This is a genomic window from Streptomyces katrae, from assembly GCF_002028425.1.
In the GTDB taxonomy this organism is placed as follows: Bacteria; Actinomycetota; Actinomycetes; order Streptomycetales; family Streptomycetaceae; genus Streptomyces; species Streptomyces katrae_A.
In genome coordinates, this window is the sequence record NZ_CP020042.1 from 5249129 (window position 1) to 5263114 (window position 13986).

General features: G+C 72.5%; 10 protein-coding genes and 1 tRNA gene. 10 read left to right on the plus strand and 1 reads right to left on the minus strand.

Going from position 1 to position 13986, the window contains the following annotated elements:
- The first annotated feature begins 159 nt into the window (after positions 1–159).
- Complete coding sequence (locus B4U46_RS39915; protein WP_079429773.1) at positions 160–2637, plus strand: helicase-associated domain-containing protein; 2478 nt, start codon at positions 160–162, stop codon at positions 2635–2637.
- 130 nt (positions 2638–2767) lie between these two features.
- Here the strand turns inward: B4U46_RS39915 and B4U46_RS24145 are convergent.
- A tRNA-Arg gene (locus tag B4U46_RS24145) sits at positions 2768–2839 on the minus strand.
- Positions 2840–2946: 107 nt separating this feature from the next.
- Here B4U46_RS24145 and B4U46_RS24150 point away from each other — a divergent pair.
- The 9 genes from B4U46_RS24150 to rpmE all read left to right on the plus strand — a co-directional run bounded on the left by B4U46_RS24150 (position 2947) and on the right by rpmE (position 13955).
- A complete protein-coding gene (locus tag B4U46_RS24150) occupies positions 2947–3414 on the plus strand; it encodes a response regulator (RefSeq protein WP_079431957.1) in 468 nt (155 codons plus the stop codon).
- Positions 3415–3530: 116 nt separating this feature from the next.
- Positions 3531–4460: an ArgS-related anticodon-binding protein NrtL gene (gene nrtL / locus B4U46_RS24155; protein WP_079429774.1), complete on the plus strand. Its 930-nt coding sequence runs from the start codon at positions 3531–3533 to the stop codon at positions 4458–4460.
- Positions 4461–4479: 19 nt separating this feature from the next.
- Complete coding sequence (lysA, locus tag B4U46_RS24160) at positions 4480–5871, plus strand: diaminopimelate decarboxylase (protein WP_079429775.1); 1392 nt, start codon at positions 4480–4482, stop codon at positions 5869–5871.
- A 159-nt stretch (positions 5872–6030) separates the two neighbouring features.
- On the plus strand, positions 6031–7320 hold the full coding sequence (locus B4U46_RS24165; protein ID WP_045948872.1) for a homoserine dehydrogenase: 1290 nt from the start codon (positions 6031–6033) through the stop codon (positions 7318–7320).
- Between the two features lie 6 nt (positions 7321–7326).
- Positions 7327–8397 carry a threonine synthase gene (gene thrC, locus B4U46_RS24170; RefSeq protein ID WP_079429776.1) on the plus strand — a complete coding sequence of 357 codons (1071 nt, stop codon included), beginning with the start codon at positions 7327–7329 and terminating at the stop codon, positions 8395–8397.
- 353 nt (positions 8398–8750) lie between these two features.
- Positions 8751–9692: a homoserine kinase gene (gene thrB / locus B4U46_RS24175; RefSeq protein ID WP_079429777.1), complete on the plus strand. Its 942-nt coding sequence runs from the start codon at positions 8751–8753 to the stop codon at positions 9690–9692.
- Positions 9693–10106: 414 nt separating this feature from the next.
- Complete coding sequence (gene rho, locus B4U46_RS24180; protein WP_079429778.1) at positions 10107–12188, plus strand: transcription termination factor Rho; 2082 nt, start codon at positions 10107–10109, stop codon at positions 12186–12188.
- A gap of 278 nt (positions 12189–12466) precedes the next feature.
- Positions 12467–13564, plus strand: coding sequence for an LCP family protein (locus tag B4U46_RS24185; protein ID WP_079429779.1), 1098 nt, complete (start codon positions 12467–12469; stop codon positions 13562–13564).
- A 172-nt stretch (positions 13565–13736) separates the two neighbouring features.
- A complete protein-coding gene (gene rpmE / locus B4U46_RS24190; protein ID WP_007266580.1) occupies positions 13737–13955 on the plus strand; it encodes a 50S ribosomal protein L31 in 219 nt (72 codons plus the stop codon).
- Positions 13956–13986 lie beyond the last annotated feature (31 nt).

Sequence of the window (13986 nt, forward strand, 5' to 3'; positions counted from 1 at the left end):
GCCGACAGCGGGTCACGACCCGGATTCACGTGTCTTGACCCGTGACCACGACAGGGGTATGTGGACGCAGGGACCGCCGGTCAGGGCCCGGCAGCCGGCCCGAACGCGGATGCGACCGGTCCCCCATGTGGGGAGCGGCGGCGACGCTAGCCTGACGGGGTGAACGCCCGTGACGCCCTCGCGCAATGGCTCGGCTCCCTCGACACCGAGCGGCTCACCGCCCTGCTGGAGGAGCGGGGCCTGCCGCTCGCCGCAGGGTTCCGGCGCATCACCACCCTCGCCGAGCTCGCCGGCCACCTGCTCGGCGACGAGTCGGTCGGCTGGGGCCTGATGGCGGGTACGGCCGGGGAACTGGGGCTCCTGGCGGCCGTCGCCGCCCTGGCCCTGGAGCGGCACGGTCCGGCCGGGGGAGACGCTGAAGACGGGCCGCGCTACCCCTGGCAGCAGAGCGTGCCGGTGGTACCGGTCGACCCGGCGCGGCGATGGGTGGCGGAGGAGGACGTGCTCTCCTGGTTCGAGCCGGGGCCGGAGCGCCTGCGGGCCGAGAGGACGCTGGCGCGGCTGCGGGAGCGCGCTCTGCTCCTTCCCGCCCCCAAGGGCCGACTGGTCCTGCCGCCCCTGCTGCACGTCCGTGCCGCAGGGTTCGACGGCTACGGGCGGACCGCGGCCCGGCTGCTGACCACCGCCTACAACGCCCCCGAGGTCAAGCGGATCGCCGCCGTGCTCGCCGGGGACGGACAGGGCGCGGCGCGGACCCGCGACACGGCCCAGGAGCTGATCGCGACCGTACTCGCCGACCCCGCCCGGGTCCGGGACCTGGTCGCCACGGCTCCCGCGCGCGCCCGGGAGCTGCTGGACCACCTGGTGCCAGGGCCCCCGCTGCTGCGTACCCACTGCTTCGTCAGCCGGTACGGGGAACACGACGTCCCCGGTGCCAAGTTCGTCTTCCGGCAGGGCGGCAGCGGAGACGAGGGCACGGACTGGCTGGCCGCGCGCGGGATGCTGGTCCCCGTCGGCGTCGACCTGGTGGAACTCCCGTACGAGGTCGCCCGCGCGCTGCGCGACGAGCAGGCCCCGCCCAGCCCCTGCCTGGAAGCGGACCCGTTCACCGCCACGGCCCCGCTGCCGCCCGGTTGGGCGGACGAGGGGACCGCGGCTGCGGCGGCCGCCGCCTGGCGCGCCGAGCAGGTCCTGCGCGCACTGGCCGCGCAGCCCGTCACGATCCGGAAGACGGGCGGGATCGCCGTACGGGACACCCGGCGGCTGGCGAAGACGGCCGGTGCGGACGAGGCGGACACCCGGCTGTGGCTCGACCTCGCCGTGACCGCCGGACTCGCCGCGCGCCGGGACGAGGAACCGCCACCCGCCGCCCCCGCCCGTCGGCGGAACGCCGCGCCGCCCAGGCCCCCCGCCCGCCTGCTGCCCAGCGACCGTTACGACGCCTGGGCCGCCGCCCCGGCCGCGGGCAAGCTCCTGCCGCTGCTGGCGGCCTGGGCCGTGCTCCCCGGGATCCTCAGCCACTGGCCGGACCCGGGCGAGGTCCCGGTCGCCCTCGTCAGTCCGCAGGACCAGGAGGCGGTGGACCTGCGGACCGGGGTGCTCCGGGCCCTCGCGACCCTCCCGGCCGGGCACGGTCTGAGGGGGGACGCCCTCGGCTACGCCGAACTCCTGGACCGGGCCGCCTGGTTCCGCCCCATGCTGCGTGCCCACCTGGCCGTGGACGACAGCGGGGCGCCGGCGGACCTGGACGGATTCCTCGACCGCATGGAGGCCACCCTGAAGGAGGCGGCCCTGCTCGGTGTCGTCGCGCACGGAGCCCTCACGCCCGTAGGACGCGCGCTCTGCCGACTGCTGGAGGCCGGCGGCGCCCACCACTACCCGGCCGTGCCCGGCGCGGGCGCCGACCCGTCCGCCACCGGTACCGACGGCCTGGGCCAGGACCTGTCCACCCGTCCCGCCCTGGCGGCAGCGGTCACCGCCCTGCGCGAGGCACTCCACTCCGCCCTGCCCGCGCCCAGCACCACCGCCCGCTTCCAGAGCGACCTGACGGCCACCGTCACCGGAGCCCCCGCACCGGCCCTGGCCGAACTGCTCTCCGCGGTCGGTGACATCGAGTCCGAGGGGCACGCGGTGGTCTGGCGCATCACCGCCGCCTCCGTACGCCGCGCCCTGGACGCGGGCTGGAGCGCCGACGACCTCCTCGACCTCCTCACCGCCGCGAGCGAAACCCCACTACCGCAGGTCCTCACCTACACGGTCAAGGACGCTGCCCGCACCCACGGCCGGCTCAAGGTGGTCCGCTCGGCCTGCTGCATCCGCTCGGACGACCCGGGCCTGATCGCCGAGGTCGCCCAGGCCCGCGGCCTGGCCCGACTCCGCCTGCGCCGGATCGCCCCCACCGTGCTGATCTCCACCGCACCCCCCGAGGAGACCCTGGCGGCCCTGCGCACCGCCGGCTACGCGCCCACCCAGGAAGCCGAAACCGGCACCACCGTCCTCGACCGAGCCCCCGCCGAACGCGCCCCGAGCACCCTCCCCACCCTGGACGACCCCCACCCCGCGTACGGGCACCCGACCGACGGCATTCCGGCGAGCGCCCGCACCTTGGCGGCCGCGCTCATGGGACAAGGGCGGTAACCGCGGGGGTGGTTACTGCCACGGGGCCGCCGCGGATCGCGGCGGCCCGCCCGTCATGGCGCCGAACGCAAGAAGACCCTCCGAACAGTTGCGAGCACTGTTGGGAGGGTCTTCGGCACTTCATGCGAAGTGCCCCCGGCAGGATTCGAACCTGCGCACACGGCTCCGGAGGCCGTTGCTCTATCCCCTGAGCTACGGGGGCGTGTCGTTCGCGTTGCGGCGACGGGTTGAACCCTACCAGCTTCCGCGGGGTGATCAGGAACCGATTTGGGCGGGAGGAAGGAGGTCGGTCGCCCGGAGGGGGTGGAAGTGGCAAAAACCCGGACGCGGGGGCTTAGGGCGACCTACCCTCAAGTTGTGCCAGGCGCCTCGGGCCGGGTGCTTGTTGTCGACGACAACAAGGTCATCCGGCAGCTGATCAAGGTCAATCTCGAGCTGGAGGGCTTCGAGGTCGTGACCGCGAACGATGGTGCCGAGTGCCTGGACGTCGTCCACCGGGTGTGTCCCGACGCCATCACCCTTGATGTGGTCATGCCGCGGCTGGACGGGTTCGGGGCCGCCGCGCGGCTGCGGGCCGATCCGCGGACGCGGCACGTGCCGCTCGCCATCGTCAGTGCCTGTACCCAGCACGAGGTCGAGGCCGCCATCGCCGCCGGCGTGGACGCCTTCCTCGCCAAGCCCTTCGAGCCCGCCGAGCTGGTGAAGGTCGTGCGGCGGCTCGTCGAGCGGAAGGACCGGCGGGAGCGGAAGGGCGCCCCGGCCGGCAGAGGGGTGTGAGGAGAGGGGCGTAAGGAGGGGTGTGGGGAGGGCCCGGGCAGGGTGGTGGGGGCGGGCTATTCCACATGGCGAAACCCGATGCATGGGGGACGGGCTTCTCCCCTAGGCTGGGTTCCGTGATCCCCGCCGACCTCTCTCGTGCCGTCGTACACGCCGTACGCCGTGCCGTCGAGGCCGGGGAACTGGACGGGCCCGCGCCCGGGCGGGTGGTCGTCGAGCGGACCCGGCCCGGAGGGGTGGGGGAGTACGCCAGTCCCGTCGCGCTGAAGATGGGGAGGGGGGCCGAAGGGGCCCTCGTGCTCGCCGGAGCGCTCGCCCAGGAGCCCGGCATCGCGACCGTCGACGTCACCGGCCCCGGATTCCTGAACTTCACCCTCGCCCCCCTGTCCGCCACCGAGCTGGTGCGGGACGTGCGCGAGCGGCCCGAGCGCTACGGGTGCGCCCCGGCGCGGAGCGAGGCCGTCGGCGGATCCCGGGAGCAGGTCGTGCGTGCCGCCGTCGCGCGGATCCGGGAAGGGCAGGGGTTCCCCCCGGAGGAGGGCGGGGCGCGCGTCGCACCCGTGGCCCGGCGGGACGGGGACGTGCTCGCGCGGTACGGGGCCGGGGCCGCGGTCTGGGCCATGGTCGTCGTGCCGGGCCGGGAGACGCCCGCCTTCGGCGACGGACTGCTCGTGCAGGGGGAGGAGAACGAGGTCTTCCGCGTCCGGTACGCGCACGCCCGGGCGCGGGCGCTGACGCGCAACGCCGCGGACCTCGGGTTCCGCGCCGAGCCCGGCGACGTCGACGCGCCCGCCCTGCTGCGTGCCCTCGCCGACCACCCCCTCGCCCTCGAGGCCGCCGCGCACCATCGGGCGCCCGAGCGGCTGGCGCGGCACCTCGTCGCCGTCGCCGACGCGCTCCTCGACTTCCAGCACCAGGTCCTGCCCCTCGGGGACGAGAAACCCTCGGCCGCCCACCGTGCCCGGCTGGCTCTTGCCGAAGCCGCCGGGGCGGTGCTGGCCGGCGGCCTCGCCCTCCTCGGCATAGACGCCCCAGATTCTTTGTGACTTCCGAAGAGAGATTCCGATGAGCCGTTCCGCGCACCCCGCCGGGCCCCGCCACGCCGACGTCCTGCCCGAGGGCCACTACGCCCCGCCGCCCGCCGACCTGAACGCGCTGGACGAGAAGGTCTGGTCGCGGACCGTCACGCGCAACGGGGACGGGGTCGTCACCGTCGGCGGTATCGAAGTGACGCGGCTCGCGGAGGAGTTCGGGACCCCCGGCTACTTCCTCGACGAGGAGGACTTCCGGGCCCGCTGCCGCGCCTGGGCGCACGCCTTCGGCAAGGACGCGGACGTGTTCTACGCGGGGAAGGCGTTCCTGTCCAAGGCCGTCGTGCGGTGGCTGAAGGAAGAGGGGCTGAACCTCGACGTGTGTTCGGGCGGGGAGCTGGCCACCGCGCTCGCCGCCGAGATGCCCGCCGAGCGGATCGCCTTCCACGGCAACAACAAGTCGGAGGCCGAGATCCGCCGCGCGGTCGGCGCCGGTGTGGGGCGGATCGTGCTCGATTCGTTCCAGGAGATCGCGCGGGTCGCGCACGTCGCCGCCGAGCTGGGGGTGCGCCAGCCCGTGCAGATCCGCGTCACCGTCGGCGTGGAGGCGCACACCCACGAGTTCATCGCCACCGCTCACGAGGACCAGAAGTTCGGCATCGCCGTGGCCGACGGGTCCGCCGCCGAGGCCGTGCGCCGCGCCCTCGGGCACGACAGCCTGGAGCTGCTCGGCGTCCACTCCCACATCGGCTCGCAGATCTTCGACATGGCCGGTTTCGAGGTGTCCGCCAAGCGGGTCGTGCAGCTGCTGGCCGCCGTCCGCGACGAGCACGGCGTCGAGCTCCCCGAGATCGACCTCGGCGGCGGCCTCGGCATCGCCTACACCTCCGCCGACGACCCGCGCGAGCCGCACGAGATCGCCAAGGCGCTCACCGAGATCGTCGCGCGGGAGTGCGAGAGCGCGGGGCTCAAGGCCCCCCGGATCTCCGTCGAGCCCGGCCGCGCCATCGTCGGCCCGACCGCGTTCACCCTCTACGAGGTCGGCACGATCAAGCCGCTGGAGGGCCTGCGCACGTACGTCTCCGTCGACGGGGGCATGTCCGACAACATCCGCACGGCCCTGTACGACGCCGAGTACGCCGTCACCCTCGTCTCCCGCGTCTCCGACGCCGAGCCCATGCTCGTCCGCGTCGTCGGCAAGCACTGCGAGAGCGGAGACATCGTCGTCCGGGACGCCTTCCTCCCCGCCGACCTGGCCCCCGGCGACCTGATCGCCGTACCCGCCACCGGGGCGTACTGCCGCTCCATGGCCAGCAACTACAACCACGCGCTCCGCCCGCCCGTCGTCGCCGTCCGCGACGGGGCCGCGCGGGTGATCGTCCGGCGTGAGACGGAGGAAGATCTCCTGTCCCTCGACCTCGGGTGATTCCCATATTTTCGGGACGGGGCGTCCGGTCCCGAAAATGGACGTCTCACTCAATGGACCGAAGATGGAAACTGCTGTCCATTGAGTGAGACTGGTTCATACCTGGCGCGTAACCCGCGCGCCGGGAACGTAGAAAGATCGAAAGGCGTAGGTCGAATGATGCGTACGCGTCCGCTGAAGGTGGCGCTGCTGGGCTGTGGAGTGGTCGGCTCAGAGGTGGCGCGCATCATGACGACGCACGCCGACGATCTGGCCGCCAGGATCGGCGCGCCCGTCGAGCTCGCCGGCGTCGCGGTGCGCCGCCCCTCCAAGGTGCGCGAGGGCATCGACCCCGCGCTCGTCACCACCGACGCCACCGCGCTGCTCAAACGCGGCGACATCGACGTGGCGATCGAGGTCATCGGCGGCATCGAGCCCGCCCGCACCCTGATCACCACCGCCTTCGAGAACGGCATCTCCGTCGTCTCCGCGAACAAGGCGCTGCTCGCCCAGGACGGCGCCGCGCTGCACGCCGCGGCCGAGACGCACGGGCTGGACCTGTACTACGAGGCCGCCGTCGCAGGCGCCATCCCGCTGGTCCGCCCGATGCGCGAGTCCCTCGCCGGCGACAAGATCAACCGGGTGATGGGCATCGTCAACGGCACGACGAACTTCATCCTCGACAAGATGGACTCCACGGGCGCCGGCTACCAGGAGGCGCTCGACCAGGCCACCGCCCTCGGCTACGCCGAGGCCGACCCGACCGCCGACGTCGAGGGCTACGACGCCGCCGCCAAGGCCGCCATCCTGGCCGGCATCGCCTTCCACACCCGCGTCCGCCTCGACGACGTGTACCGCGAGGGCATGACCGAGGTCAGCGCCGCGGACTTCGCCTCCGCCAAGCGGATGGGCTGCACCATCAAGCTCCTCGCCATCCTGGAGCGTGCCGCCGACGGCGAGTCCGTCACCGCCCGCGTCCACCCGGCGATGATCCCGCTCAGCCACCCGCTCGCCTCCGTCCGCGAGGCCTACAACGCGGTCTTCGTCGAGGCGGAGGCCGCCGGGCGGCTGATGTTCTACGGGCCCGGCGCGGGCGGTTCGCCGACCGCGTCCGCGGTGCTCGGCGACCTCGTCGCCGTCTGCCGCAACAAGCTCGCCGAGGCAACGGGGCCCGGCGAGTCGGCGTACACCCAGCTGCCCGTCAGCCCCATGGGGGACGTCGTCACCCGCTACCACATCAGCCTCGATGTGGCGGACAAGCCGGGCGTCCTCGCCCAGGTGGCGACCACCTTCGCGGAGCACGGCGTGTCGATCGACACGGTCAGGCAGCAGGGCAAGGACGGTGAGGCCTCCCTCGTCGTCGTCACCCACCGCGCACCCGACGCCGCCCTCTCCGGGACCGTCGAGGCGCTGCGGAAGCTGGACACCGTGCGCGGTGTCGCCAGCATCATGCGTGTTGAAGGGGAGTAAGGACCCATGAGCAGCAATCGCACCCACCAGTGGCGCGGCATCATCGAGGAGTACCGGGACCGGCTGCCGGTCACCGAGACGACCCCCGTGGTCACGCTCCGGGAGGGTGGCACTCCCCTCGTTCCCGCCCAGGTGCTCTCCGAGCGCACCGGCTGTGAGGTGCACCTCAAGGTCGAAGGCGCGAACCCCACCGGTTCCTTCAAGGACCGCGGCATGACCATGGCCATCACCAAGGCCAAGGAGGACGGCGCCAAGGCCGTCATCTGCGCCTCCACGGGCAACACCTCCGCCTCGGCCGCCGCGTACGCGGTGCGCGCCGGCATGGTGTCCGCGGTCCTCGTGCCGCGCGGCAAGATCGCGCTCGGCAAGATGGGCCAGGCCCTCGTGCACGGCGCGAAGATCCTGCAGGTTGACGGCAACTTCGACGACTGCCTGGACCTGGCCCGCGCGCTGTCCGACAACTACCCGGTGGCGCTGGTCAATTCCGTCAACCCGGTGCGCATCGAGGGCCAGAAGACGGCCGCGTTCGAGATCGTGGACGCGCTCGGCGACGCCCCCGACATCCACGTGCTGCCCGTCGGCAACGCCGGCAACATCACCGCGTACTGGAAGGGCTTCAAGGAGTACAAGGCCGACGGCCTTGCCTCCCGTACGCCCCGCGTGTGGGGTTTCCAGGCCTCCGGCTCGGCGCCGATCGTGCGCGGCGAGATCGTCAAGGAGCCGCACACCATCGCCACCGCGATCCGCATCGGCAACCCGGCCTCCTGGGAATTCGCCCTCGCGGCGAAGGAGGAGTCGGGCGGCTTCATCGACGAGGTGACGGACCGCCAGATCCTGGCCGCCTACCGCCTGTTGGCCTCACAGGAGGGCGTCTTCGTCGAGCCCGCCTCGGCCGCCTCCGTGGCCGGTCTGCTCAAGGCCGCCGAGCTCGGCCTGGTCGACCCCGGCCAGAAGATCGTGTGCACCGTCACCGGCAACGGCCTGAAGGACCCCGACTGGGCGGTCGCCGGCGCTCCGCAGCCCGTCACCGTTCCGGTGGACGCCGAGGCCGCCGCCGTCCGGCTCGGCCTGGTCTGACCCCGGGCCCGGCCCGGGAACCCCTGGGCCGCGCACAGCGGCCCGCGACCGGCGTTGCCGGATTCCGGAAACCTTCCGGAATCCGGCAACCCGGCCCGTACGACACCGAAAGCCAACGGCACTTCAGCGGTGGCCCACCGGACGACGGCGACACGCATCGTGCGCCTCCTGTGCGCCCTATGTCGCGGGAGAACCTTCCTTCGATACGCTGTACTGACATCCGCCACCGCGCATATGACCGCGGTGCTGCCCCGAGGGCCTTCGGGTGTCGTACGTTCTCCAGTACATTTCGCAGCGAAGATCCCGCACAGCCCGCCGGATCCCCGCACAGTCACAAGGAGTGTCATCGACCGATGGCAGGTCCAGCGTTCCGCGCCGCCGCCGTACGAGTGCGCGTGCCCGCCAGCAGTGCCAACCTCGGCCCCGGCTTCGACGCCCTCGGCCTGGCCCTGGGGCTCTACGACGACGTGGTCGTCCGCGTCGCCGACTCCGGCCTGAACATCGACATCGCGGGTGAGGGCGCCGACACCCTCCCGCGTGACGAGAGCCACCTCCTCGTACGTTCCATGCGCACCGCCTTCGACCTGCTGGGCGGACAGCCGCGCGGCCTGGAGGTCGTCTGCGCCAACCGCATTCCGCACGGGCGGGGCCTCGGCTCCTCCTCGGCCGCGATCTGCGCCGGCATCGTCGCCGCGCGCGCCGTGACCATAGGCGGCGAGGCCCGGCTCGACGACACGGCGCTGCTGGAGCTCGCCACCGAGATCGAGGGCCACCCGGACAACGTCGCCGCCTGTCTGCTCGGCGGCTTCACCCTCGCGTGGATGGAGGGCGGCAGTGCGAAGGCGATCCGTATGGACCCCGCCGGTTCCATCGTTCCGGTGGTCTTCGTCCCGTCGAAGCCGGTCCTGACCGAGACCGCGCGCGGCCTGCTGCCGCGCTCCGTTCCGCACGTGGACGCCGCCGTGAACGCGGGGCGCGCGGGCCTGCTCGTGGAGGCCATGACCAGGCGTCCCGAGTTCCTGCTGCCCGCCACCGAGGACCGGCTGCACCAGGAGTACCGCGCCCCCGCGATGCCGGAGAGCGTGGCGCTCGTGGGCCGGCTGCGGGCGGACGGCATCCCCGCGGTCATCTCCGGCGCGGGCCCCACGGTCCTCGCGCTGGTCGACAACGACGCGGCCGACAAGGTCGCGCAGCTCGCGGGCGAGGGGTGGGCCGCGAACCGGCTCGCCCTCGACGCCGCGGGTGCGAGCGTCCTTCCGCTGGGCGCCCAGGGCGGTCAGCCCGTGTCCTGGTGACACGGCCCGACGGGGCGGGCGGCCGGGCAGGCCGACCGCCCCGGAAGGGCGATTGCCGGTGATTGAGAGGGGGAATGTCTGTTGGATCCGGTAGTGTTAATCTCAAGTAGGCAACCGAAGCCGCCATGGCTCGGTGCTCAGTGTCCCCATCCGGGACCACCTTTCTTCCGGGAGCCTCCCCGACTGCTTTGATCGCTGCCAGCAGTTTCGAGCACGCTCCGGAATCGGCGTGACATTCCCACGCTTCCAGCTCGGGGGCTTCTCGCCGGAACCACCCATGCACGTTTCTCTCCGCCGTATCTCTACCGGCGGACCACCGCCCCGGCACAGTTCACACACCTAGGACTGTTGTCGGACAGCACAACCGGTCGCCGAGCCAGACAGGCCGACGTCCGCTCCAGGGAAGGACCCTTCGTGAGCGACACCACCGATCTGATGGGCGCTGCCGACACCAACGTCGACACCAGTGCCCCCGCCGCGGGCGCCGCAGCTGCCACTGCCACCCGGCGCCGCCGCTCCGGCACCGGCCTTGAGGGCATGGTCCTGGCCGAGCTGCAGCAGGTCGCGTCGGGCCTCGGTATCAGGGGCACCGCGCGGATGCGCAAGAGCCAGCTGATCGAGGTCATCAAGGAGGCGCAGGGCGGCAGCGCCCCCAAGGCCGCGGCCCCCGCCGCCGACGCCGCCGAGGCCAAGCCGAAGCGCCGCGCCACCAGCAAGGCCCGTACGGGTGAGGCGGCCGCCGCCGCGCCCGCCGAGAAGCCCGCCGCACCGGCCCAGATCGAGATCCCGGGCCAGCCGATCAGCGAGGACGCCCCGGCCGGCGAGCGCCGCCGCCGCCGCGCCACCGCCCCGACCGGCAGCCCCGAGTCCTCGTCCCCCGCCGTCGTGCAGGTCGAGCAGAAGACCGAGGCCCCCGCGGTCGCCCCGCAGGCCGAGGCCAAGGCGGAGCAGGCCGTGGCCGTGTCCGCCCCGGCGCAGGGCCAGGCCCCCGCGCAGGAGGCCGGCGAGGGCCGTAGCCGCCGTGACCGCCGTGACCGCGGCGAGCGCGGCGAGCGCGGTGACCGCCAGGGCCGCCGCGAGCGCGGTGCCAAGGCCGACGAGCAGGGCGGCCAGCAGCAGGGCGGCGGCCAGGGCCAGCAGCAGGGCGGCCGTCAGGACCGCGCCGACCGCCAGGACCGCCAGGACCGTCAGCAGCAGGGCGGCGGCCGGGGCCAGCAGGGCCGTCAGGACAACGGTCCGCAGGACGACTTCGACGGCGAGGACGGCCGGCGCGGCCGGCGCGGCCGCTACCGCGACCGCCGTGGCCGCCGTGGCCGTGACGAGTTCGCCCCGGGCGAGCCGCAGGTCGCCGACGACGACGTCCTGATCCCCGTCGCGGGCATCCTCGACATCCTCGACAACTACGCGTTCATCCGGACCTCCGGCTACCTGCCCGGCCCGAACGACGTGTACGTCTCCCTCGCCCAGGTCCGCAAGGCCGGTCTGCGCAAGGGCGACCACACCACCGGCGCCGTGCGCCAGCCCAAGGACGGCGAGCGCCGCGAGAAGTTCAACGCGCTGGTGCGCCTGGACTCCGTCAACGGCATGTCGCCCGAATCGGGCCGCGGCCGCCCCGAGTTCCAGAAGCTGACCCCGCTCTACCCGCAGGACCGGCTCCGTCTGGAGACCGACCCGGGCGTGCTGACCACCCGGATCATCGACCTCGTGTCGCCGATCGGCAAGGGCCAGCGCGGTCTGATCGTGGCTCCGCCGAAGACCGGCAAGACCATGATCATGCAGGCGATCGCCAACGCGATCACCACCAACAACCCCGAGTGCCACCTGATGGTCGTCCTGGTCGACGAGCGTCCGGAAGAGGTCACCGACATGCAGCGGTCGGTCAAGGGCGAGGTCATCTCCTCGACCTTCGACCGCCCGGCCGAGGACCACACCACCGTCGCCGAGCTGGCCATCGAGCGCGCCAAGCGCCTCGTGGAGCTGGGTCACGACGTGGTCGTCCTGCTGGACTCCATCACCCGTCTGGGCCGCGCGTACAACCTCGCGGCGCCCGCCTCCGGCCGCATCCTGTCCGGTGGTGTCGACTCGACCGCGCTGTACCCGCCGAAGCGCTTCTTCGGTGCCGCGCGCAACATCGAGGACGGCGGCTCGCTGACCATCCTGGCCACCGCGCTCGTCGACACCGGCTCGCGCATGGACGAGGTGATCTTCGAGGAGTTCAAGGGCACCGGCAACATGGAGCTCAAGCTCGACCGCAAGCTCGCCGACAAGCGCATCTTCCCGGCCGTCGACGTCGACCCGTCGGGCACGCGCAAGGAGGAGATCCTCCTCAACAGCGAGGAGCTCGCCATCGTCTGGAAGCTGCGCCGGGTGCTGCACGCGCTCGACTCGCAGCAGGCGATCGAGCTGCTGCTCGACAAGATGAAGCAGACGAAGTCGAACGCCGAGTTCCTGATGCAGATCGCCAAGACCACCCCGGCGGGCAAGAACGACGACTGACCCCGCCGGTCGGTCCACGCGTGAACGCAGGCGCCCCCACCGCATCGCGGTGGGGGCGCCTGCCGTTGGTGCGACCTTCGCCACACCGAGGGGCCCGGAAGGGCGTCGTACGGGGCCTTCCGCGCCCGGATCGGCACCCCGGGTGCCGGGCGTGTCACGCTGCGTGTCCGTGTGCGCCGGGGGGGTGCGGAGCGGCCCCGTGCGCCGTGGAACCCTGGAATGCGCTAGTCCGTCTGTGTGAGAGAACAGCGGGCACCGGAGCCAGGACCGAGGAGAGCATGAGCGAGACCAGCAGAGGCGGTCGCGGCGCGCGCAGGCGCCGGCGCAGGGAGCAGTCCCGGCCGCGCAAGGGCCTCAGGATCGCCGCCTGGACCGCCGCCGGCGTGGTCCTGCTGGGCGGCGGGAGCCTCGGATGGTTCTACTTCAAGCTCAACGGCAACCTGCACAGCGTCGACATCGACTCGGCGCTGGGCAAGGACCGCCCGCCGAACGTGGACAACGGTTCGATGGACATCCTGGTCCTCGGCTCCGACTCCCGCGACGGGGCGAACGGCGAGTACGGCGCGGACGACGGCGGCTCGGCCCGCTCCGACACGGCGATGATCGTCCACCTCTACGAGGGCCACAAGCAGGCCAGCGTCGTGTCGATCCCGCGTGACACGATGCTCCCGCGGCCCGCCTGCCCCATCGGCAAGGGGAAGAACAGCGCCCCCAGGCAGCGCGCGCAGTTCAACGAGGCCTTCACCATCGGCGGGGCCGCCTGCGCCGTGAAGACCGTCGAGGCGATGTCGGGGATCCGCATGGACCACTACATCGAAGTCGACTTCACCGGCTTCAAGAAGATCATCGACAACCTCGGCGGGGTCGAGCTCACGACCACCAAGCCGATCAAGGACTACGGCAGCCACCTCGACCTGCCGGCCGGCTCCCACAAGCTCAACGGTGAGCAGTCCCTCGGCCTCGTCCGCACGCGCAAGACCGTCGGCGACGGCGGCGACCTGGGCCGAATACAGCTCCAGCAGGCCTTCATCAAGGCGCTGATCAAGCAGGTCAAGGGCGTCGGGGTCTTCGACAGCCCCAAGAAGCTCTACGGCCTCGCCGACTCCGCCACCAAGGCGATCACCACCGACAAGGCCCTCGGTGACGTGAAGTCCCTCGCGAGCTTCGCCCAGGGGCTCCAGGGCATCGGCGCCGAGAACATGCACATGATCACCCTGCCGGTGACCCAGGACCCGCTCGACCAGGACCGTGTCGCGGTCCTGGCCAAGGACTCCAAGATGGTCTGGGACGCCCTGCTGGCCGACCAGCCCATCCCGGCCGCGGCCACCGAGCATTCCACCGGGGACAAGAGCACCGCGGGCTCGATCGTCCAGTAGCGGAGCCGCCGGGCGGGGGCCGGAATAGATGCCGGCCCCTCCCCGTTGAGGGGAGCGTTCCGAGAATTTTGACAGGCGGGCCGGTCCTGGCAGACTGGTCTGTCGGCCCCGGTTCACGCAGTGCGCAATTCGGCTCCTGCGACCCGGCGCCCTCCCGAATCTAGGAGACACCTTGAAGCGCGATGTTCACCCCGAGTACGTCGAGACCCAGGTCAGCTGCACCTGTGGCGCGTCGTTCACCACCCGTAGCACCCTGACCGAGGGCACCATCCGTGCCGAGGTCTGCTCCGAGTGCCACCCGTTCTACACGGGCAAGCAGAAGATCCTCGACACCGGTGGCCGTGTGGCCCGCTTCGAGGCCCGCTTCGGCAAGGGTGCGGCCAAGAAGTAGCGCGACCCAGGCGCCGGTCTCCGGCCGCCCC